This window comes from Pseudomonas protegens, assembly GCF_003363755.1.
Classification (GTDB): domain Bacteria; phylum Pseudomonadota; class Gammaproteobacteria; order Pseudomonadales; family Pseudomonadaceae; genus Aquipseudomonas; species Aquipseudomonas danubii.
Window position 1 is genome coordinate 3,993,958 of sequence record NZ_CP031396.1, and the last position, 19,453, is coordinate 4,013,410.

19 protein-coding genes and 1 pseudogene are annotated in these 19,453 nt (G+C 62.6%); 9 read left to right on the top strand and 11 right to left on the bottom strand.

The window, feature by feature from the left end:
• Nucleotides 1-8: 8 nt before the first annotated feature.
• From hutI to DWF74_RS18110, 9 genes are all read left to right on the top strand, one after another.
• Nucleotides 9-1,214, top strand: a complete 1,206-nt coding sequence (gene hutI, locus DWF74_RS18070; RefSeq protein ID WP_115581432.1) for an imidazolonepropionase — start codon at nucleotides 9-11, stop codon at nucleotides 1,212-1,214.
• 10 nt (nucleotides 1,215-1,224) lie between these two features.
• Nucleotides 1,225-2,025, top strand: a complete 801-nt coding sequence (hutG, locus tag DWF74_RS18075; protein WP_102862771.1) for an N-formylglutamate deformylase — start codon at nucleotides 1,225-1,227, stop codon at nucleotides 2,023-2,025.
• 217 nt (nucleotides 2,026-2,242) lie between these two features.
• Nucleotides 2,243-3,214, top strand: a complete 972-nt coding sequence (gene pip, locus DWF74_RS18080) for a prolyl aminopeptidase (protein WP_102862772.1) — start codon at nucleotides 2,243-2,245, stop codon at nucleotides 3,212-3,214.
• Nucleotides 3,211-3,648 carry a D-aminoacyl-tRNA deacylase gene (gene dtd / locus DWF74_RS18085; protein ID WP_102862773.1) on the top strand — a complete coding sequence of 146 codons (438 nt, stop codon included), beginning with the start codon at nucleotides 3,211-3,213 and terminating at the stop codon, nucleotides 3,646-3,648. The genes pip and dtd overlap by 4 nt, the downstream gene beginning before the upstream one ends.
• A 276-nt stretch (nucleotides 3,649-3,924) precedes the next feature.
• On the top strand, nucleotides 3,925-5,748 hold the full coding sequence (locus tag DWF74_RS18090) for a glucan biosynthesis protein G (protein ID WP_115582461.1): 1,824 nt from the start codon (nucleotides 3,925-3,927) through the stop codon (nucleotides 5,746-5,748).
• Nucleotides 5,741-8,311, top strand: coding sequence for a glucans biosynthesis glucosyltransferase MdoH (gene mdoH, locus DWF74_RS18095; RefSeq protein WP_115581433.1), 2,571 nt, complete (start codon nucleotides 5,741-5,743; stop codon nucleotides 8,309-8,311). The genes DWF74_RS18090 and mdoH overlap by 8 nt, the downstream gene beginning before the upstream one ends.
• A 225-nt stretch (nucleotides 8,312-8,536) precedes the next feature.
• The gene (locus DWF74_RS18100) at nucleotides 8,537-9,334 is read left to right on the top strand and encodes a transporter substrate-binding domain-containing protein (protein WP_102862775.1); all 798 of its coding nucleotides are present in this window, start codon (nucleotides 8,537-8,539) and stop codon (nucleotides 9,332-9,334) included.
• Nucleotides 9,335-9,480: 146 nt separating this feature from the next.
• Complete coding sequence (locus tag DWF74_RS18105) at nucleotides 9,481-10,440, top strand: amino acid ABC transporter permease (protein ID WP_102862776.1); 960 nt, start codon at nucleotides 9,481-9,483, stop codon at nucleotides 10,438-10,440.
• On the top strand, nucleotides 10,433-11,167 hold the full coding sequence (locus DWF74_RS18110; RefSeq protein WP_102862777.1) for an amino acid ABC transporter ATP-binding protein: 735 nt from the start codon (nucleotides 10,433-10,435) through the stop codon (nucleotides 11,165-11,167). Before DWF74_RS18105 ends, DWF74_RS18110 begins: the two co-directional genes overlap by 8 nt.
• A gap of 62 nt (nucleotides 11,168-11,229) precedes the next feature.
• Here the strand turns inward: DWF74_RS18110 and DWF74_RS31025 are convergent, their stop codons facing one another.
• The 11 genes and pseudogenes from DWF74_RS31025 to ubiE all read right to left on the bottom strand — a co-directional run bounded on the left by DWF74_RS31025 (nucleotide 11,230) and on the right by ubiE (nucleotide 19,324).
• Nucleotides 11,230-12,102, bottom strand: coding sequence for a methyl-accepting chemotaxis protein (locus DWF74_RS31025; RefSeq protein WP_371826193.1), 873 nt, complete (start codon nucleotides 12,100-12,102; stop codon nucleotides 11,230-11,232).
• A gap of 33 nt (nucleotides 12,103-12,135) precedes the next feature.
• Nucleotides 12,136-13,146: pseudogene (locus DWF74_RS31030) on the bottom strand (methyl-accepting chemotaxis protein); the annotation flags it as partial.
• Between the two features lie 123 nt (nucleotides 13,147-13,269).
• Complete coding sequence (locus tag DWF74_RS18120; protein WP_115581434.1) at nucleotides 13,270-13,977, bottom strand: 16S rRNA (uracil(1498)-N(3))-methyltransferase; 708 nt, start codon at nucleotides 13,975-13,977, stop codon at nucleotides 13,270-13,272.
• Nucleotides 13,974-14,768 (bottom strand): twin-arginine translocase subunit TatC, encoded by a 795-nt coding sequence (gene tatC / locus DWF74_RS18125; protein ID WP_102882096.1) that lies wholly within the window; start codon nucleotides 14,766-14,768, stop codon nucleotides 13,974-13,976. The genes DWF74_RS18120 and tatC overlap by 4 nt, the downstream gene beginning before the upstream one ends.
• Nucleotides 14,765-15,205, bottom strand: a complete 441-nt coding sequence (gene tatB / locus DWF74_RS18130; protein ID WP_115581435.1) for a Sec-independent protein translocase protein TatB — start codon at nucleotides 15,203-15,205, stop codon at nucleotides 14,765-14,767. Before tatB ends, tatC begins: the two co-directional genes overlap by 4 nt.
• A gap of 10 nt (nucleotides 15,206-15,215) precedes the next feature.
• A complete protein-coding gene (locus DWF74_RS18135) occupies nucleotides 15,216-15,497 on the bottom strand; it encodes a twin-arginine translocase TatA/TatE family subunit (RefSeq protein WP_102862782.1) in 282 nt (93 codons plus the stop codon).
• Nucleotides 15,498-15,522: 25 nt separating this feature from the next.
• Nucleotides 15,523-15,855, bottom strand: a complete 333-nt coding sequence (locus DWF74_RS18140) for a phosphoribosyl-ATP diphosphatase (RefSeq protein ID WP_011058798.1) — start codon at nucleotides 15,853-15,855, stop codon at nucleotides 15,523-15,525.
• A gap of 1 nt (nucleotide 15,856) precedes the next feature.
• Nucleotides 15,857-16,249, bottom strand: a complete 393-nt coding sequence (gene hisI, locus DWF74_RS18145; RefSeq protein WP_102862783.1) for a phosphoribosyl-AMP cyclohydrolase — start codon at nucleotides 16,247-16,249, stop codon at nucleotides 15,857-15,859.
• 80 nt (nucleotides 16,250-16,329) lie between these two features.
• Nucleotides 16,330-17,934, bottom strand: a complete 1,605-nt coding sequence (gene ubiB / locus DWF74_RS18150) for a ubiquinone biosynthesis regulatory protein kinase UbiB (protein ID WP_102862784.1) — start codon at nucleotides 17,932-17,934, stop codon at nucleotides 16,330-16,332.
• Nucleotides 17,931-18,554, bottom strand: coding sequence for a ubiquinone biosynthesis accessory factor UbiJ (locus DWF74_RS18155; protein WP_102882093.1), 624 nt, complete (start codon nucleotides 18,552-18,554; stop codon nucleotides 17,931-17,933). The genes ubiB and DWF74_RS18155 overlap by 4 nt, the downstream gene beginning before the upstream one ends.
• Nucleotides 18,554-19,324, bottom strand: a complete 771-nt coding sequence (ubiE, locus tag DWF74_RS18160) for a bifunctional demethylmenaquinone methyltransferase/2-methoxy-6-polyprenyl-1,4-benzoquinol methylase UbiE (RefSeq protein ID WP_011058802.1) — start codon at nucleotides 19,322-19,324, stop codon at nucleotides 18,554-18,556. Before ubiE ends, DWF74_RS18155 begins: the two co-directional genes overlap by 1 nt.
• Between the last annotated feature and the right edge of the window lie 129 nt (nucleotides 19,325-19,453).

A 19,453-nucleotide genomic window follows, 5' to 3' on the forward strand; every position in this document is an offset into this window, starting at 1 on the left:
GGCCTTGGATGAGAACTCTTTGGCAACACTGCAACGTCGCCAGCATGGCCCAGGGCACTTACTCGATCATCGAGGACGCGGCCATCGTGACGTCAGGGGCGCACATCGAGTGGATTGGCCGGCGCCAGCAGGCGCCGGTCGCCGATGACCACCAGGTCCAGGACCTGGGCGGCGCCTGGGTGACTCCGGGCCTGATCGATTGCCACACCCATACGGTGTTCGGCGGCAACCGCAGCGGCGAGTTCGAGCAGCGCCTGCAGGGCGTGAGCTACGCTGAGATCGCCGCGGCCGGTGGCGGTATCGCCAGCACCGTGAGGGCGACCCGCGCGGCCACTGAAGAGGAGCTGTTCGTCAGCGCTCGCAAGCGTCTGCTGAGCCTGTTGCGCGACGGTGTCACCAGCGTGGAAATCAAGTCCGGCTACGGCCTGGACCTGGCCAGCGAGCGCAAGATGCTGCGGGTGATCCGCCGTCTTGGCGAGGAGTTGCCGGTCAGTGTGCGCAGCACCTGCCTGGCGGCTCACGCTCTGCCGCCGGAATATGCCCAGCGCAGCGACGACTACATTGAGCACATCTGCAGCGAGATGCTCCCGGCCCTGGCGGCCGAGGGGCTGGTGGATGCGGTGGATGCCTTCTGTGAGTACCTGGCGTTCTCCCCGGCGCAGGTGGAGCGGGTATTCATTGCCGCGCAGAAGCTCGGCCTGCCGGTGAAACTGCATGCCGAACAATTGTCGTCCTTGCATGGCTCGAGCCTGGCGGCGCGCTACCGGGCGCTGTCCGCCGATCACCTGGAGTTCATGACCGAGGACGATGCCATGGCCATGGCGGCTTCGGGAACCGTGGCAGTGCTGTTGCCGGGGGCTTTCTATTTCCTCCGGGAAACCCAGTTGCCGCCGATGGAAGCCCTGCGCAAGCACGGGGTGAAGATTGCCGTGGCCAGCGACCTCAATCCCGGGACTTCGCCGGCGTTGTCGCTGCGCCTGATGCTGAACATGGCCTGCACCTGTTTGCGGTTGACGCCGGAAGAGGCGTTGGCCGGGGTCACCCTGCACGCGGCCCAGGCCCTGGGCATGGAGCAGACCCATGGTTCACTGGAGGAGGGTAAGGTGGCGGACTTTGTCGCCTGGCAGATCGATCGTCCCGCCGACCTGGCTTACTGGCTGGGCGGCGACCTGGAAAAACGCGTCGTGCGACACGGCGTTGAAGTGACTGTTTAGGAGGCAGGTTGTGGATAAGGTTCTGACATTCAAACAAGGCCGGGTGCCCCTGCTGATCAGCATGCCCCACGCCGGTACGCGCTTGACCCCGGCAGTGATGGCCGGGCTGGTTCCACAGGCGCAAAGCCTGCCGGACACCGACTGGCATATTCCGCGGCTGTATCAGTTCGCCGAGGAGCTGGGAGCCAGCACCCTGGCGGCCGAATACTCGCGTTTCGTCATCGACCTGAATCGGCCGTCCGATGACAAGCCGCTGTACGTCGGTGCTACCACCGGGCTGTACCCGGCGACGCTGTTCGATGGCGAGCCGTTGTTCGTTGAAGGGCAGGCGCCGTCCAAAGAAGAGCGACAACAGTACCTGGAGCAAGTCTGGGGGCCCTATCACCGCACCCTGCAGGGGGAGCTGGCACGGCTCAAGGCCGAGTTCGGCTATGCCTTGCTGTTCGATGCCCACTCCATCCGTTCGCTGATCCCTCATCTGTTCGAGGGCAAGCTGCCGGACTTCAACCTCGGCACCTTCAACGGCGCCAGCTGCGATCCGCAACTGGCCGGCCGTCTGGAGAGCATCTGCGCCGCCCACGGCGATTACACCCATGTGCTCAATGGTCGTTTCAAGGGCGGTCATATCACCCGGCATTACGGCAACCCGGCCGAGCACATTCATGCGGTGCAACTGGAACTGGCGCAGAGCGCCTATATGGAGGAGTTCGAGCCATTCCGCTATCGCGAGGACCTGGCTGCACCGACCCAGGTGGTGCTCAAGGCATTGCTCCAGGGACTGCTGGCCTGGGGGCAGGAGCGTTACCGCTGACATTGCTTGCGCCTGCAAGCTGGCTCCTATTGCGGATGCACGCCTTTATGTAGGGGCGAGCTTGCTCGCCAAGCGCCCTGCGCAACTCGTTGCAATCCCTTGAACAACCCTGTTTTCTTCAAGGACATGCTGATTGCGTAATTCGGGTTTATGATGCCGAACGGCAGCATAAATGAAGTCCCCAGCAGGGATGAACCCGACCTCCACGGAGCGCGTAATGCAGACTTTGTACCCGCAGATCAAACCCTATGCCCGGCACGATCTGGCCGTCGACAAGCCCCATGTGCTGTATGTCGACGAAAGTGGTTCACCGGAAGGTTTGCCGGTGGTGTTCATTCACGGTGGCCCGGGGGCGGGCTGTGATGGGGCGAGTCGCTGCTATTTCGACCCGAACCTGTACCGCATCGTCACCTTCGACCAGCGCGGTTGTGGGCGTTCCACCCCCCACGCGAGCCTGGAGAACAACACCACCTGGGACCTGGTGGCGGACCTGGAGCGGATTCGCCAGCACCTGGGCATCGACAAATGGGTGTTGTTCGGTGGCTCCTGGGGATCGACCCTGGCCCTGGCCTATGCCCAGGCCCACCCGGATCGGGTGCTGGGCCTGATCGTGCGGGGCGTCTTCCTGGCCCGTCCCCAGGAAATCCAGTGGTACTACCAGTGCGGCGCCAGCCGCCTGTTTCCGGATTACTGGCAGGACTACGTGGCACCGATTCCCCTGGAGGAACGTCATGACCTGGTTAGCGCCTTCCACAAGCGCCTGACCGGCAATGACCAGATCGCCCAGATGCATGCCGCCAAGGCCTGGTCGGGTTGGGAAGGGCGCACCGCGACCCTGCGTCCGAACCCGCTGGTGGTGGACCGCTTCTCCGAGCCGCAGCGGGCGCTGTCGATTGCCCGGATCGAATGCCATTACTTCATCAACAACGCGTTCCTCGAACCGGACCAGTTGATCCGCGACATGGGCAAGATTGCCCATCTGCCCGGGGTCATCATCCACGGTCGCTACGACGTGATCTGCCCCCTGGACAACGCCTGGGAGCTGCATCAGGCCTGGCCCAACAGCGAGCTGCAGGTGATACGCGACGCCGGTCACGCCGCCTCGGAACCCGGCATCACCGACGCTCTGGTACGCGCCACTGATCAGATGGCGCGCCGCCTGCTTGACCTGCCGCCCGAAGAAGCATGAAGGGCCTGTTGCAGCGCGTGCGCGGCGCGCGGGTGGAAGTGGCCGGGGAAATAGTCGGTGCGGTGGACCAGGGCTTGCTGGTGCTGGTGGCGGTAGAGCCCGAGGACACTCGGGCCAGCGCCGACAAACTCCTGCACAAGCTGCTTAACTATCGGGTGTTCAGCGATGCTGAGGGCAAGATGAACCTGTCCCTGGCGGATGTGCAGGGCGGGCTGCTGCTGGTGTCGCAGTTCACCTTGGCGGCAGACACCAAGAGCGGGTTGCGCCCAAGCTTTTCCACGGCTGCACCACCGGCCCTTGGCGAAGAGCTTTTTGATTACCTGATAGCGAAGGCGCAACAGTTGCATGGCAAAGTGGCATCAGGGCGTTTTGGCGCGGACATGCAGGTGCATCTGGTCAACGATGGCCCGGTAACCTTCCTGTTACAGACCTGAAAACGCCTGAAACAGCTTTTTCCGCCGATTTGAGCCGGAAACTGCTGTTTTTCACGATAAATACTTTGTTACCCCTGATGCGTTGTAACGCGGGCTACTAGATAATCGCGCGCTACGGGGATCAGCGTTCGTTGGTCCATTTTGACTTTAGTAGAGACTTGTCCACGGCCGTTTGGGGAATCATTTAGCCCCATCGGAGTCGGAACAATGCTCGCCAACCTGGCATATAGATAGCTGGCCGTTGGTTCTTAGATCTGTTTTCGGCGAGGGTTGCTCGTGATTGTTAGTCCCTGTAATGCACCAAACTTGTTTGCCAAACGGTTACGAAACGCACTGGTGACGGGCTCTGCGCTGGTCTGCCTGTTCGGCGCCGGTCAACTCATGGCATTCAACCTGGATGATGTGTCGGCCAAGGCCAAAGACTTGGCCGGGCAAAAGTATGAGGCCCCGCGCAGTAACCTGCCGAACGAGTTCCGTGAGATGAAGTTCGCGGACTACCAGAAAATCCGCTTCCTCAGCGAAAAAGCCGAATGGGCCAATCAGAAGACCCCGTTCAAGCTGTCGTTCTATCACCAGGGCATGCACTTCGACACGCCGGTGAAGATCAACGAGATCAGCGCCAACACTGTTTCCGAGATCAAGTACGACCCGAGTCGCTTCGATTTCGGCGACGTCAAGTTCGATCCCAAGGCCACCGAAAAGCTCGGCTATGCCGGTTTCCGTGTGCTGTACCCGATCAACAAGGCTGACAAGCAAGACGAAATCATGACCATGCTGGGCGCGAGCTACTTCCGCGTCATTGGCAAAGGCCACACTTATGGCCTGTCAGCTCGTGGTCTGGCGATCGACACCGCCCTGCCGTCCGGCGAAGAGTTTCCGCGTTTCAGCGAGTTCTGGATCCAACAACCCAAGCCAACCGACAAGCACCTGGTGATCTACGCCCTGCTGGACTCGCCACGGGCCACTGGCGCCTACCGCCTGACCCTGCGTCCGGGCGCCGACACCGTCGTCGACGTCAAGGCTCGGGTGTTCCTGCGTGACAAGGTGGGCAAGCTGGGCCTGGCCCCGCTGACCAGCATGTACCTGTTCGGCGCCAACCAGCCGTCGAAAGTCCTCAACTACCGCCGCGAGCTGCACGATTCCAGCGGCCTGTCGATCCATGCCGGCAACGGCGAGTGGATCTGGCGTCCTCTGAACAACCCGAAACACTTGGCCGTGAGCAACTTCTCGGTAGAGAACCCGCGTGGTTTCGGCCTGCTGCAGCGTGGCCGCGACTTCAGCCACTATGAAGACCTCGACGACCGCTACGACAAGCGCCCAAGCGCCTGGATCGAGCCCAAGGGCGACTGGGGCAAAGGCACCGTCGACCTGGTAGAGATCCCGACTGCGGACGAAACCAACGACAACATCGTGGCCTTCTGGAGCCCGGAAAAGCAGCCTGAACCGGGCCAGCCGCTGGACTTCGCCTACCGTATGCACTGGACCATCGACGAAGCCGCTCTGCATTCGCCTGACAGCGCCTGGGTGCAGCAAACCCTGCGCTCTACCGGTGACGTCAAGCAATCCAACCTGATTCGTCAACCCGATGGCAGCGTTGCCTACCTGGTGGACTTCCAGGGCCCATCCCTGGCGGCATTGCCGGAAAACGCCGAAGTGCGCAGCCAGGTCAGTGTTGGCGACAACGCCGAGCTGGTGGAAAACAGCGTTCGCTACAACCCGGAAACCAAAGGCTGGCGCCTGACTCTGCGGATGAAGATCAAGGATGCGAGCAAGGCCACCGAGATGCGGGCCGCGCTGGTGCGCAACATCCCGGTCGCCGAGCCGGCCAAGGCCTCGACGCCAAACTCCAACTCCTCCGTTGCCAAGGCCGACAAGATCGCCGCCAAGCAACAGGAGAAGAAGGAGAAGGAAGCCGCTGCGGCAGCGGCCAAGCAGGCTGACGCCAAGCCGGCCAAAGACGCCAAAGACGCCAAGAACGCCAAGGACCACAAAGACGCCAAGCAGCCTGCTGCCGAGGCGGCCCCAGCCACACCGGAACCGGTTAAAACTGAACAAGTCCTGACCGAGACCTGGAGCTATCAGTTGCCTGCCGATGAGTAACTCTCAACTACAGCCAGAGACTCTTGCCGAGTACCTGGCGCACTTGCCGATGTCGGATACGCAGCGCGCGGAGCTCGCGGGCTGCCAGTCCTTCAGCGAACTGCACCAACGTCTGTCGTCAACGACCTTCGACGCTCCAACCGATGCCGCCCAGGCATCGGTGGGCCAGCGTCTGTCCCTGAGCACCGCCGCGGAACTCGAAGAAGCGGAGATGCTTGCGGTCGACGCCGAAGGTCGGGTCTGCCTCAAGGCCACGCCGCCAATCCGCCGCACCAAGGTGGTACCGGAGCCGTGGCGCACCAATATCCTGGTGCGCGGCTGGCGGCGCCTGACCGGGCGCACCAACCCGCCGGCGCCGAAGAAGGACGAGCGTGTGCTGCCGGCGGCCCGCTGGCGCACCGTGGGTTCGATCCGCCGCTACATCCTGCTGGTGCTGATGCTCGGCCAGACCATCGTCGCCGGCTGGTACATGAAAGGCATCATGCCGTATCAGGGCTGGTCCTTCGTCGATCTGGAAGAGGTGATGCACCAGCCGCTGATGCAGACCGCGCAGCAAGTGCTGCCCTATGCTCTGCAGACCAGCATCCTGATCCTCTTCGGCATCCTGTTCTGCTGGGTGTCGGCGGGTTTCTGGACTGCGTTGATGGGCTTCCTGGAGCTGTTGACCGGTCACGACAAGTACCGCATTTCCGGGGCCAGCGCCGGCAACGAGCCGATTCCCAAGGACGCGCGTACCGCACTGGTGATGCCGATCTGCAACGAAGACGTGCCGCGGGTGTTTGCCGGCCTGCGCGCCACCTTCGAGTCAGTGGCGGCTACTGGTGATCTGGATCGCTTCGACTTCTTCGTCTTGAGCGACAGCAACGACAGTGATATCTGCGTCGCCGAGCAGCAGGCCTGGCTGGATGTCTGCCGGGAAGCCAAGGGCTTCGGCAAGATCTTCTATCGCCGCCGCCGGCGCCGGGTGAAGCGCAAGAGTGGCAACCTCGACGACTTCTGCCGTCGCTGGGGCGGCGACTACAAGTACATGGTGGTGCTCGACGCCGACAGCGTGATGAGCGGCGAATGCCTGACCAGCCTGGTGCGCCTGATGGAAGCCACGCCGGATGCGGGGATCATCCAGACCGCGCCGCGGGCCTCGGGCATGGACACGCTGTATGCGCGCATGCAGCAGTTCGCCACCCGGGTCTATGGTCCGCTGTTCACTGCCGGCCTGCACTTCTGGCAGTTGGGCGAGTCGCACTACTGGGGCCACAACGCGATCATCCGCATGAAGCCGTTCATCGAGCACTGCGCCCTGGCGCCGTTGCCCGGTAAAGGTGCCTTCGCCGGTGCGATCCTGTCCCACGACTTCGTCGAAGCCGCACTGATGCGCCGTGCCGGCTGGGGCGTGTGGATTGCCTACGATCTGCCTGGCAGTTACGAAGAGCTGCCGCCGAACCTGCTGGACGAACTCAAGCGTGACCGGCGCTGGTGCCACGGCAACCTGATGAACTTCCGCCTGTTCCTGGTCAAGGGCATGCACCCGGTGCACCGCGCGGTGTTCCTCACCGGGGTGATGTCCTACCTGTCGGCGCCGTTGTGGTTCTTCTTCCTGGTGCTGTCCACGGCTCTGCTGGCGGTCAATACCCTGATGGAGCCGCAGTACTTCCTTGAACCGCGGCAGCTGTATCCGCTGTGGCCGCAGTGGCACCCGGACAAAGCCATCGCGCTGTTCTCCACGACTATCGTGCTGCTGTTCTTGCCCAAGCTGTTGAGCATCATCCTGATCTGGGCCAAGGGTGCGAAAGAGTTCGGCGGCAAGTTCAAGGTGACCCTGTCGATGCTTCTGGAGATGCTGTTCTCCATGCTGCTGGCGCCGGTGCGGATGATTTTCCACACCCGTTTCGTCCTGGCCGCGTTCCTCGGTTGGGCCGCGACCTGGAACTCGCCGCAACGTGACGACGACTCCACGCCATGGAGCGAAGCCGTGCGCCGCCACGGTCCGCAGACCCTGCTGGGCTTCTGCTGGGCCTTGCTGGTGATCTGGCTGAACCCCAGCTTCCTCTGGTGGCTGGTGCCGATTGTCGGTTCGCTGATGCTGTCGATCCCGGTGTCGGTGATCTCCAGTCGTGTCGGTCTGGGCCTGAAGTCCCGTGACGAGAGCCTGTTCCTGATTCCCGAGGAATACGCTCCGCCCCAGGCGCTGCTGGCCACCGATCAGTACACCCACGAGAACCGCTGGCATGCGCTCAACGACGGCTTTATCCGCGCCGTTGTCGACCCGCAGCAGAACGCTCTGGCCTGTGCCCTGGCCACCTCCCGCCACACCCAGGCCGAGCCGATCGAGTGGCTGCGCCAGGAGCGGGTGCGCCATGCCCTGAAAGTCGGCCCGGCGGCCTTGAACAACAGCGAGCGCCTGGCGCTGTTGAGCGATCCGGTGGCCCTGGGACGCTTGCACCAGCAAGTCTGGAGCGAGGGCCACAGCGATTGGCTGGATGCCTGGCGCCAGTCGGTGGATGCTGATCCCCATGCGCCGCTGCTGCCATTGCAGCCGCTGATGGCGGCACCGCAACCGGCCTGAAGCCAACGCCCTTGAGCCTCCACTCAAGGGCGTTTTGCTTTGCGCGGCCAATAGCCCCGTATCCCCCCTTTGTAACAACAAAAATCCTTGTGCAAACGGCCGAGTGCGTTAGCATCGCTCCCGCAAATTTCTGTGCGTGATCGACAATGGCTTGATATCCGAAGATTTTCATTCCAGGCCCGCCGCGTGCAGACACCACAATAAAATGGCTTCAGGGGACTTGAGATGAAGAAGTATCTTTCGCTGCTGCTGGCAGGCGCCGCCGCCATGCTGGCGGTCACTACCGCCCAGGCCGGCGCCATCGATGACGCGGTCAAGCGCGGTACGCTGAAGGTCGGCATGGACCCGACCTACATGCCGTTCGAGATGACCAACAAGCGCGGCGAAATCATCGGTTTCGAAGTCGACCTGCTCAAGGCCATGGCCAAGTCCATGGGAGTCAAGCTGGAGTTGGTTTCCACTGGCTACGACGGCATTATCCCGGCGCTGCTCACCGACAAGTTCGACATGATCGGCAGCGGCATGACCCTGACCCAGGAACGCAACCTGCGCCTGAACTTCAGCGAGCCCTTCATCGTGGTCGGCCAGACCCTGCTGATCCGCAAAGACCTGGAAGGCACCATCAAGTCCTACAAGGATCTGAACAGCGCCGACTACCGCATCACCTCCAAGCTGGGCACCACTGGGGAAATGGTCGCCAAGAAGCTGATCGCCAAGGCCAAGTACCACGGCTACGACAACGAGCAGGAAGCGGTGCTGGACGTGGTCAACGGCAAGGCCGACGCCTTTATCTACGACGCCCCGTACAACGTGGTGGCGGTGAACAAGGTGGGCAACGGCAAGCTGACGTTCCTCGACAAGCCGTTCACCTACGAGCCTCTGGCCTTTGGCCTGAAGAAGGGTGACTACGACAGCATCAACTTCATCAACAACTTCCTGCACCAGATCCGCGAAGACGGCACCTACGATCGCATCCATGACAAGTGGTTCAAGAGCACCGAGTGGCTCAAGGACATGGAGTAACGCTGCTTGGGCGGTGCGGGTCGTTTCAGTGACCGCGCACCGTTCTCCTTCGCCGGCCAGCCGGCTCCTACGGGGGCATGTGTAGGCGCCGGCTGGCCGGCGAAAGCGTCTGATTTCGCAATACCCACTCCGGAACCTGCACAGCAATGAAACAGAAAAAAGCCCAATGGCCCTGGCACGTATTGACCGTGCTGGTGCTGATCGGCCTGGCCGGCGCTCTCTACTACGCCACCTCGCTGATGTCCTACGAATGGCGCTGGAACCGTGTCCCCCAATACTTCGTTTACCAGGCCGAAGAATCCCAGCGGGCGGCGGAGATCTCCACCGTCGCCGAGGTTGTGCGCCAGGGCGGCAAGGCTCAAGTCACCCTGCGCGGTGACTCGGGTGCCGAGCAGCATCTGAGTGTCGATGAAGGCAGCCTGCAGGTGGCTAGCGGCGATGACGTGGCCGAAGGCGACGTGATTGGCGTGACCCGGCATTGGGCGGCGGGCCCCCTGTTGTGGGGCTTGTGGACCACCTTGTGGCTGTCGGTGGTGTCTGGCGTATTGGGCCTGCTCATCGGCCTTGGCACCGGCCTGTGCCGGCTGTCCAGCAACCCGACCCTGCGCGACCTGTCGACGATTTATGTCGAGCTGGTGCGGGGGACGCCGCTGCTGGTGCAGATCTTCATTTTCTATTTCTTCATCGGCACGGTGCTCAACCTGTCCCGGGAGTTCGCCGGGATCGCTGCGTTGTCGCTGTTTACCGGGGCTTATGTGGCGGAAATCGTCCGTGCCGGGGTGCAGTCCATCACCCGCGGGCAGAACGAAGCGGCCCGCTCCCTGGGGCTCAGCGCCGGCCAGTCGATGCGTCACGTGGTGCTGCCTCAGGCGTTCAAACGAGTGCTGCCGCCCCTGGCCGGGCAGTTCATCAGCCTGGTCAAGGACACTTCGCTGGTGTCGGTGATCGCCATTACCGAGCTGCTCAAGAGCGGCCGGGAAGTCATTACCACCTCGTTCTCGCCGTTCGAGATCCTGTTCTGTGTGGCGGGCCTGTATTTGTTGATCAACCTGCCGCTGTCGAAGATGGCCAGTCGGCTTGAGCGGAGGCTCGCGCAAAGTGATTGAAGTCCGCGATCTGGTAAAAGTCTTCGACACCCGCGGCCAGGTGGTGCGTGCGGTGGATAACGTCACCACCCAGGTGGCCAAGGGCGAAGTGCTGGTGGTGATCGGTCCGTCCGGTTCCGGCAAGTCGACCTTCCTGCGTTGCCTCAATGGCCTGGAAGAGTTCGACTCGGGTTCGGTGAGCATCGACGGCCTGCAACTGGCCGATCCAAAGACCGATGTGAACGCCTATCGCCGGGAAGTCGGCATGGTGTTCCAGCATTTCAACCTGTTCCCCCACATGACCGTGCTGGAAAACCTCTGCCTGGCGCAGAAGGTGGTGCGCAAACGGGGCAAGCAGGAGCGCGAGGCCAAGGCCCTGGCGTTGCTGGAGAAAGTCGGTATCGCACAGAAGGCCCACGAGTTTCCTTCGCGGCTTTCCGGCGGCCAGCAGCAGCGGGTGGCGATTGCCCGGGCCCTGGCGATGGAGCCCAAGGTCATGCTGTTCGATGAGCCAACCTCGGCCCTGGACCCGGAAATGGTCGGCGAGGTGCTGGATGTGATGAAGACCCTGGCCCTGGAAGGCATGACCATGGTTTGCGTCACTCACGAGATGGGTTTTGCCCGGGAAGTGGCGGATCGGGTGCTGTTTTTCGATCACGGCAAGCTGCTGGAAGATGCGGCGCCGGAGGTGTTCTTCGCTGCGCCGAAAGACCCTCGGGCCCAGGCTTTCCTGCGTCAGGTGCTGTGAGGCTTTCGCCGGTAATTCGGCTCCTGCAGGGGATGCAGGAGCCGAATTACCGGCGAAGCGGGTCAGACCCGGAAGCGCCCCACCAGGCTTTGCAGGTGAATCCCCAGCCGCGCCAGCTCGGCGCTGGAGGCCGCGGTTTCTTCGCTGGCCGATGAAGTCTGTTCAGACACATCACGCACATTCAACACGCTGCGGTTGATCTCTTCCGCTACCGCGCTCTGCTGCTCGGCTGCCGCGGCGATCTGCTGGTTCATCGCCTGGATGGCCGACACGGTGCGGGTGATGTTCTCCAGCGACCCCCCGGCCCGGCGGGTCAGTTCAACGCTGCTGTCGGTGAGACTGCGGCTGGTGTCCAGGGTGCTGGCCACTTGCTGGGTGCCGCTTTGCAGGCCGACGATCAGCTCGGCAATCTCTTCGGTGGATTGCTGGGTGCGCTGGGCAAGACTGCGCACTTCGTCGGCAACCACGGCGAAACCACGTCCGGCTTCACCGGCCCGGGCCGCTTCGATGGCGGCGTTGAGGGCCAGCAGGTTGGTCTGCTGGGCCACCGACTTGATGACATCCAGTACGCTGCCGATCTTGTCACTTTCCTGCTTGAGGTGGCCCATGGCTTCGGTGGAGTGGCCTACCTCGCTGGCCAGGCGCTCGATCTGGGCAATGGCCTCGTTCACCACGCGATCACCCTCGCGGGCCTGCTGATCGGCGGCTACAGCGGCCTCTGAGGCTTCTTCGGCATTGCGCGCGACTTCCTGCACCGTGGCGGCCATTTCGTTCATGGCCGTGGCCACCTGGTCGGTTTCCACCTTCTGGCTGTTGACCCCGGCGCTGGTCTGCTCGGTGACGGCCGATAACTGTTCGGCGGCGCTGGCGATCTGGGTCACGCCGTCGCTGATGCCACCGATCAGTTCCCGCAAGCCGAGGGTCATGCGTTGCATGGCTTTCTGCAGTTGGCCAAGTTCATCGTGGCGATCCACTGCCAGGTTCTGGCTGAGATCGCCGGCAGCCACGCGTTCGGCGGCCTTGAGGGTCTGTTGCAGCGGCTGGATGATCTGTCGAGTGATGGCCCACGAGGCAATCAGGCCAAACACCAACGCCAGTACCGTGGCAATCAGCAGGGTGCTCTTGGCCTGGCTGGCATCGCTGTCACGCTTGGCGGTCTGTACGCTGGTCAATTGGTTGCTCAGTGTCATCAGCCGGTCGCCCTGGGCAGCCATGCGCAGGAGGGCCGCGGCACTGGCCTCTTCGGCGTCGCTGAAGTTGCTGACGGCCGCTCGGTAGGCTTTAAGCGAGTCGCTGGCCTGCTGCAGGTTGGCAATGTGCTGCTCCGGCAGGCGGGTCGGCAGGCTGGTGAGGTTGTTCAGCGCGTTATCGATGGCATCCAGAGCCGGCTGTTTGGCTGCCGGCTTGGCGCTATAGGTGTAGCCACGCACCTGGAAGCGTGCCTGCTGGATCAGTTTGGAGAGGTCGATGACGCTGTTGAACTGAGCCACGCTGTCGCCTTGCAGCAGCGACTTCTCGACCTCGGTCACACGGGCCACGGCATTGTCGGCACTGGCGCCGAGCTGGGCCCGGGCGGCCTCGCGGCTGGTAGTGGCGCGGGTCATGTCGGCAAAGGCTTTCTGGTACTCGGCCACGGCGCTCAGTTGCTGATCCAGCATGGCAATGCTTTCAGGTTGCTGCAGTTGCACACGGGCGGCCCGCAGACCTTCGTCGAGTTGTTTGAGTATGTCGTTGACGGCGGCCGGGCCTTGCTCGCCATGGTGCATCTCGTAGTTGAGACGGGCGATGCGCAGGTCTTTGGTCATGCCATAGAGCGTGGAGATGTTGCCGAGTTTGTCGCCACGGTCGATCACTCGGCCCAGGCCGGTCCAGCCAGTGGCGGTGATCAACAGGGTCAGAAGCAGTACCAGGCCGAAGCCGATACCGAGTTTGCGGCTGACGCTTACATTTCCCAGGTTCCTGGCTAGCCAACGGTACATGCTGCGAACTCCCTTTTAGCAAGATGGGCTTAACCATAGGCTATCGGCGGGAGCGGTGGATTCTGTAGGTAGATGGCTAATTGATATTGCTGGTGAAAGCTCCGGCTGGTACGGAGCCTTTGCTCAAAACAGGCGTGAGAGGAGGGCTGTGACGGCGGTTTCGACCCGCAGGATGCGTTCACCCAGTTGCACCGGTTGCAGGCCGGCCTTGGCCAACAGATCGATCTCGTAGGGGATCCAGCCACCTTCGGGGCCGATGGCCAGGGTGACCGGTTCATCCAGGCCGCGGGGGCAGGGCGGGTACTGGCCGGGGTGGCCCACCAGGCCCAGGGTGCCTGCGCTGAGGGCCGGCAGGCGATCCTCGACGAAGGGCTTGAAGCGTTTTTCGATGACCACTTCAGGTAGCACGCTGTCGCGAGCCTGCTCCAGGCCGAGAATCAGCTGTTCACGAATGGCACCGGGTTCCAGGAACGGGGTTTGCCAGAAGCTCTTTTCCACCCGGTAGCTGTTGACCAGCACCAGCCGTGGCACGCCCATGGCGGCGACGGTCTGCAGCACTCGACGAAGCATCTTCGGGCGTGGCAGGGCCAGCACCATGGTCAGCGGCAGCTTGGCCGGGGGGGGCTGGTCCAGGGTGATTTGCAGCTCGGCTTCGGTGGCTTCCAGGCGCAGCACCCGGGCTGAACCCATCAGCCCGCCGACACGCCCGACCCGCAGGCTGTCGCCTACCGCTACCCGATGCACTTCTTGCATATGGGTCAGGCGCCGGTCGCGCAGCACCACTAGGTCGGCCGCGATGAAGTCGGCCTCTTCCAGAAGCAGCAGGTTCACGCTTGGGTCGCTGGCGGCTGGTCGTTGTGATCGTCAGCCGGGGCATCGTCCGGGTGGTCGCCGCGCTTGCTGATCAGCCCGCCAAACAGCACGCCGATTTCGAACAGCAGCCACATGGGCACGGCCAGCAGGGTCTGGGAGAAGATATCCGGCGGGGTGAGAATCATGCCCACCACAAAGCAGCCAATGATCACGTAAGGCCGGATCTTCCTCAGGTAGGCCACGTTGACCACGCCGATCCACACCAGCAGCACCACCGCCACCGGGATTTCGAAAGCCACGCCGAAGGCGAAGAACAGGGTCATGACGAAATCGAGGTAGCTGGTGATGTCGGTCATCATCTCCACGCCGGCCGGGGTGGCGGCAGCGAAGAACTTGAAGATCAGCGGAAACACCAGGAAGTAGGCGAAGGCCATGCCGATGTAGAACAGCAGGATGCTCGACACCAACAGCGGTACGGCGATGCGCTTCTCATGCTTGTACAGCCCGGGGGCGATAAAGCCCCAGATCTGATGCAGGATCACCGGGATCGCCAGGAACAGCGAGACCATCATGGTCAGTTTCAGCGGGGTGAGAAATGGCGAGGCGACGTCGGTGGCGATCATCGTCGCACCCACCGGCAGGTACTGGCGCAGTGGCGTGGAGACGATGGTGTAGATCTGCTGGGTGAAGGCGAACAACCCGGCGAAGATGATGAAGATCGCCGCTACGCAGCGCAGCAGGCGGGTACGCAGCTCGGTGAGGTGCGACACCAGCGGCATGTGTTGGTCGTTCTCTGGGATATCGCTCATGGGGCTCGCGGCGGCAAAGTGGGGTCGTGGGGGGCCGTGGTGGCGGGTGTCGCCACCGGGGCCGCAGGCTCGGCAATCGGAGTCGTTGGCAGCGGCGCTTCGGTCACCGGGGCCGTTTCAGCTACCGGCGCAGAGCTTGGCGAGTGAATCGTCTGCTCGGCAATCGGTTCGACCGGAGTCGGTTGCTGCTGGGTCGGAGCGAGGATCTTCCGCGCTTCCTGCTCCAGGGACAGAATGTGCTCGTTGTGCAGTTGCCGGCGGATTTCGTCGGCCCCGATTTCACGTTCAACTTCCTGTTTTATCGCGTTGAAGCTGCGCTTCAGGCGCCCGACCCACAGGCCGGCGGTACGCGCCGCGCCAGGCAGGCGCTCGGGGCCGAGCACCAGCAGGGCCACCAGGCCCACCAGCAGCAGTTCAGAGAAGCTGATACCAAACATTAGTCAGTGCTCACGAGTCTTTGCGGGTCGGCTCTTCGACTTTTTGTGCCTGCACATCGATGGTGTGCGGCTGGTTCAGCGGAGCGCTTTGTTGTGGCTGAACCGGTGGCACGGGCTGTGCCGCTGGGGGTACTACGGGCTCGGCGGGCTTTTCGTCGTCGTTCATGGCCTTGCGAAAGCCCTTGATCGATTCGCCAACGTCGGTGCCCAGGTTCTTGAGCTTCTTGGTGCCAAATACCAGTACCACGACCACCAGGATGACGACCCAGTGTTTCCAGTCAAAAATGCCCATGCTGCGTTTCCTCTTAGAAAGTTGTTCAGGCGGACGGACGCGAGGCTTTCTCGGCGTGTCCAGACAGACCGAAGCGGCGATCCAGTTCATCGAGCACGGCCTGGGGGTGCTGACCCAACTGCGCCAGCATGACCAGGGTATGGAACCACAGGTCTGCGGTTTCATAGATCACATCGCTGCAGTCACCGCTGATGGCGGCGTCCTTGGCGGCGATGATGGTTTCCACCGATTCTTCACCGACTTTTTCCAGAATCTTGTTCAGCCCCTTGTGATATAGGCTGGCCACATAGGAGCTGTCGGCTGCGGCGTCTTTACGCTCTTCCAGCACTTGGGCCAGACGGGTGAGGGTATCGCTCATGTCAGTGTCCTGCAGAATAAATCGCGTGCGGGTCCTTGAGGACCGGTTCGACGGTTTTCCACTCGCCGTCTTCGTAGACGCGGTAGAAACAGCTGTGGCGGCCGGTGTGACAGGCAATATCGCCGATCTGCTCGACCATCAGGATGATCACGTCAGCGTCGCAGTCCAGGCGCATTTCATGCAGCTTCTGCACGTGCCCGGACTCTTCGCCCTTGCGCCATAGCTTGCCACGGGAACGTGACCAATAGATGGCGCGGTTCTCGGCAGCGGTCAGGCTCAAGGCCTCGCGGTTCATCCAGGCCATCATCAGCACGCGCCCGGTCTTGTGATCCTGGGCGATGGCCGGCACCAGGCCGTGCGCATCCCATTTGATCTGGTCCAGCCAATCTTTCATTTTCGACTCCGACAACCGGGCTCAACCCGCTGGTGACGCCTCGGCGATTTCGACAGTTTGCCAGCAGGTCGCGCCACTGGCTATCGGCGAACGATCAGATACAAACCCACCGCAATCATGATGCCGGCAGGCCAGTGGCCCAGCTCATGCAGCGGACCTCCGGCGGCCAGAACGGCGCCGCCACCCAGATGGGCGGTGCCCAGCAGGCGCAGGAACCAGTCGTCTTTGCGCTTGTGCCAGGGCGCCGGAGGGTTGGCGGCATGGGGCTGCGACATGCGTTCCAGCAGGTCGCGGGTCATGTTGGCCAGGTGGGGGAGCTGTTCGATCTGGTTGTGGATATTGCCGAACACGGCTTTCGGACTGACCCGTTCGCGCATCCAGCGTTCGAGGAAAGGTTGCGCGGTGTTCCACAGGTCCAGGTCCGGATACAGCTGGCGGCCCAGGCCCTCGATGTTGAGCAGGGTCTTCTGCAGCAGCACCAGCTGCGGCTGCACTTCCATGTTGAAGCGCCGGGCGGTCTGGAACAGGCGCATCAGTACCTGGCCAAAGGAAATGTCCTTCAACGGCTTTTCGAAGATCGGCTCGCACACGGTGCGAATCGCCGCCTCGAATTCGTTGAGCTTGGTTTCCGCCGGGACCCAGCCGGAATCAATGTGCAACTGGGCCACGCGGCGGTAGTCGCGCTTGAAGAAGGCGAACAGGTTGCGCGCCAGGTAGTCCTGGTCTTCCGGGGTCAGGCTGCCGACGATGCCGCAGTCGATGGCAATGTACTGCGGGCTCCAGGGCTGCACGGTGCTGACGAAGATGTTGCCCGGGTGCATGTCGGCGTGGAAGAAACTGTCGCGGAACACCTGGGTGAAGAAGATCTCCACACCGCGCTCGGCGAGCATCTTCATGTCGGTGCGCTGGTCGGCCAGGGTTGCCAGATCGGTCACCTGGATGCCGTAGATGCGCTCCATCACCAGCACTTTCGGCCGGCACCAGTCCCAGTAGACCTGGGGCACATACAGCAGCGGCGAGCCTTCGAAGTTGCGCTTGAGCTGGCTGGCGTTGGCCGCCTCGCGCAGCAGGTCGAGCTCGTCGTAGATGGTTTTCTCGTAGTCGCTGACCACGTCCACCGGGTGCAGCAGGCGCGCGTCGGCCGAAAGCTTTTCCGCGGCGCGGGCGAGAATGAATAGCCACGCCAGGTCTTGGGCGATGATTGGCTTGAGCCCGGGGCGGATCACCTTGACCACCACTTCTTCACCGGTCTTGAGCTTGGCGGCGTGGACCTGGGCCACCGAGGCCGAGGCCAGCGGCTCGATGTCGAAGCGGCTGAACACGTCGCTGATCTTTTTGCCCAGTTGCTCTTCGATCAGGGCCACGGATTTCTGTGAATCGAACGGTGGCACCCGGTCCTGCAGCAGCATCAGTTCGTCGGCGATGTCTTCCGGCAGCAGGTCGCGGCGGGTGGAGAGGATCTGCCCGAACTTGATGAAGATCGGCCCCAGGTCTTGCAGCGCCAGGCGCAGCCGGGCGCCGCGGCTCAGTTCCAGCGGCTTGCGCGGGAACCAGCGCCAGGGCAGGGCGAAGCGCAGGGCCAGGAGAAACCAGGGCAGAGGCAGGGCAAACAGCAGGTCATCGAGGCGGTAACGGATCACGACGCGCTGGATGCGCAACAGACGGCGGACGGCAAGCAGCTTCATGCGTTATCGCTTGGGTCAAGGGAGCGGGAAAGGCGCTCGAAGCGCGCCTCGAGACGTTCCAGGTCGAGTTTGGCCTGATCCAGCTCACGAAAACGCGCTTCGGCTTCGCGCTGGCCCACCAGGGTGCGCGATTCTTCGGCGAGGAATTCGGCGAGGTTCTGATTCAGGCTGGCAAATCCTTGCTGATACCAGCGGGCGCGGCTGCGCACATGGCCACTGAACAGTTGGGTGGCCACGGGGCCCAGCCACCGGGACAGTTCGTATTCCCAGTCCAGCTCCAGGTCCTGGAGGATGGCCGCCAGGTCCAGCAGCACGCCGCTGTCGCCTTCCAGCTCTACTTCGGGGCTGTGCAGGATCGCGGTCTTGTCCTTGCTCAGTGCCAGGCGCATCAGGCTTGAAGCCGGTGCACGGAGGGTGCAGTCAGGGTCCGCAGCCCACTGGGAGGCCAGCATCAGGCCTTCGTCGCTGGGCAGGATGAACAGCTGCAATGCCGGGTTGCGGCAATCCACTGCGATCACCTTGCCATTGAGGTGCTGCAGGCGCGGCAGGGCCGTACTGTCCAGACGCAACACCCGATTGATGCCGGTCTCGACGCTGGCGAGCAAGCCGCTGAGCAACATCAGGGCTTGATGCCGCGGTGCAGGGCGACGATGCCTGCGGTCATGTTGTGATAGGTCACGCGGTCGAAACCGGCCTCGACCATCATCGACTTCAGGGTTTCCTGGTTGGGGTGCATGCGGATCGATTCGGCCAGGTAGCGATAGCTCTCCGAGTCGTTGGTGATCAGCTTGCCGGCCAGGGGCATGAAGGCGAACGAATAGGCGTCGTAGACCTTGGACATCAGCGCGTTGGTCGGCTTGGAGAACTCCAGCACCAACAGCCGGCCGCCGGGCTTGAGCACTCGCAGCATGGAGCGCAGGGCGTCTTCTTTATGGGTGACGTTGCGCAGGCCGAAGGCGATGGTCACGCAGTCGAAATGGTTGTCCGGGAAGGGCAGTTTTTCCGCATCGGCCTGGACGAATTCGACGTTGCCGGCCACACCCAGGTCCAGCAGGCGGTCGCGACCGACCTTGAGCATGGACTCGTTGATGTCGGCCAGTACCACTTGGCCAGTAGGGCCTACCAGGTGGGAGAAGCGCTTGGTCAGGTCGCCAGTGCCGCCCGCGATGTCCAGTACGCGATTGCCGGCGCGTACGCCCGACAGCTCGATGGTGAAGCGTTTCCACAAACGGTGCATGCCGCCGGACAGTACGTCATTCATCAGGTCGTACTTAGCCGCTACCGAGTGGAACACTTCTGCGACTTTTTCCGCCTTCTGGCTTTCAGGAACGTTCTTGAAGCCGAAGTGCGTGGTGGGTTCGGCATCGCTGCCTTTGCGCTGATCAGTCATATCGCTGTCACCAAAAGAGAATGCGCGACATTCTAATGCCGGTGGCGGTCTTTGTCTTGGCAAGGCTGAATGTAAGATAGCGATCCGCCGGGACGTTTTGACGCACTCAGGGTCAAGATGCTTCAGGCA

What these genes read in the sequence shown, in the direction of transcription:
- hutI (WP_115581432.1), top strand. Translation starts at nt 9, where the DNA reads ATGAGAACTCTTTGGCAACACTGCAACGTCGCCAGCATGGCCCAGGGC.
- DWF74_RS18135 (WP_102862782.1), bottom strand. Translation starts at nt 15,497, where the DNA reads ATGGGCATTTTTGACTGGAAACACTGGGTCGTCATCCTGGTGGTCGTG.
- DWF74_RS18105 (WP_102862776.1), top strand. Translation starts at nt 9,481, where the DNA reads ATGAAACAGAAAAAAGCCCAATGGCCCTGGCACGTATTGACCGTGCTG.
- hisI (WP_102862783.1), bottom strand. Translation starts at nt 16,249, where the DNA reads ATGAAAGATTGGCTGGACCAGATCAAATGGGATGCGCACGGCCTGGTG.
- ubiE (WP_011058802.1), bottom strand. Translation starts at nt 19,324, where the DNA reads ATGACTGATCAGCGCAAAGGCAGCGATGCCGAACCCACCACGCACTTC.
- mdoH (WP_115581433.1), top strand. Translation starts at nt 5,741, where the DNA reads ATGAGTAACTCTCAACTACAGCCAGAGACTCTTGCCGAGTACCTGGCG.
- DWF74_RS18100 (WP_102862775.1), top strand. Translation starts at nt 8,537, where the DNA reads ATGAAGAAGTATCTTTCGCTGCTGCTGGCAGGCGCCGCCGCCATGCTG.
- DWF74_RS31025 (WP_371826193.1), bottom strand. Translation starts at nt 12,102, where the DNA reads ATGCAACGCATGACCCTCGGCTTGCGGGAACTGATCGGTGGCATCAGC.
- pip (WP_102862772.1), top strand. Translation starts at nt 2,243, where the DNA reads ATGCAGACTTTGTACCCGCAGATCAAACCCTATGCCCGGCACGATCTG.
- DWF74_RS18140 (WP_011058798.1), bottom strand. Translation starts at nt 15,855, where the DNA reads ATGAGCGATACCCTCACCCGTCTGGCCCAAGTGCTGGAAGAGCGTAAA.
- ubiB (WP_102862784.1), bottom strand. Translation starts at nt 17,934, where the DNA reads ATGAAGCTGCTTGCCGTCCGCCGTCTGTTGCGCATCCAGCGCGTCGTG.
- DWF74_RS18155 (WP_102882093.1), bottom strand. Translation starts at nt 18,554, where the DNA reads ATGTTGCTCAGCGGCTTGCTCGCCAGCGTCGAGACCGGCATCAATCGG.
- tatC (WP_102882096.1), bottom strand. Translation starts at nt 14,768, where the DNA reads ATGAGCGATATCCCAGAGAACGACCAACACATGCCGCTGGTGTCGCAC.
- dtd (WP_102862773.1), top strand. Translation starts at nt 3,211, where the DNA reads ATGAAGGGCCTGTTGCAGCGCGTGCGCGGCGCGCGGGTGGAAGTGGCC.
- tatB (WP_115581435.1), bottom strand. Translation starts at nt 15,205, where the DNA reads ATGTTTGGTATCAGCTTCTCTGAACTGCTGCTGGTGGGCCTGGTGGCC.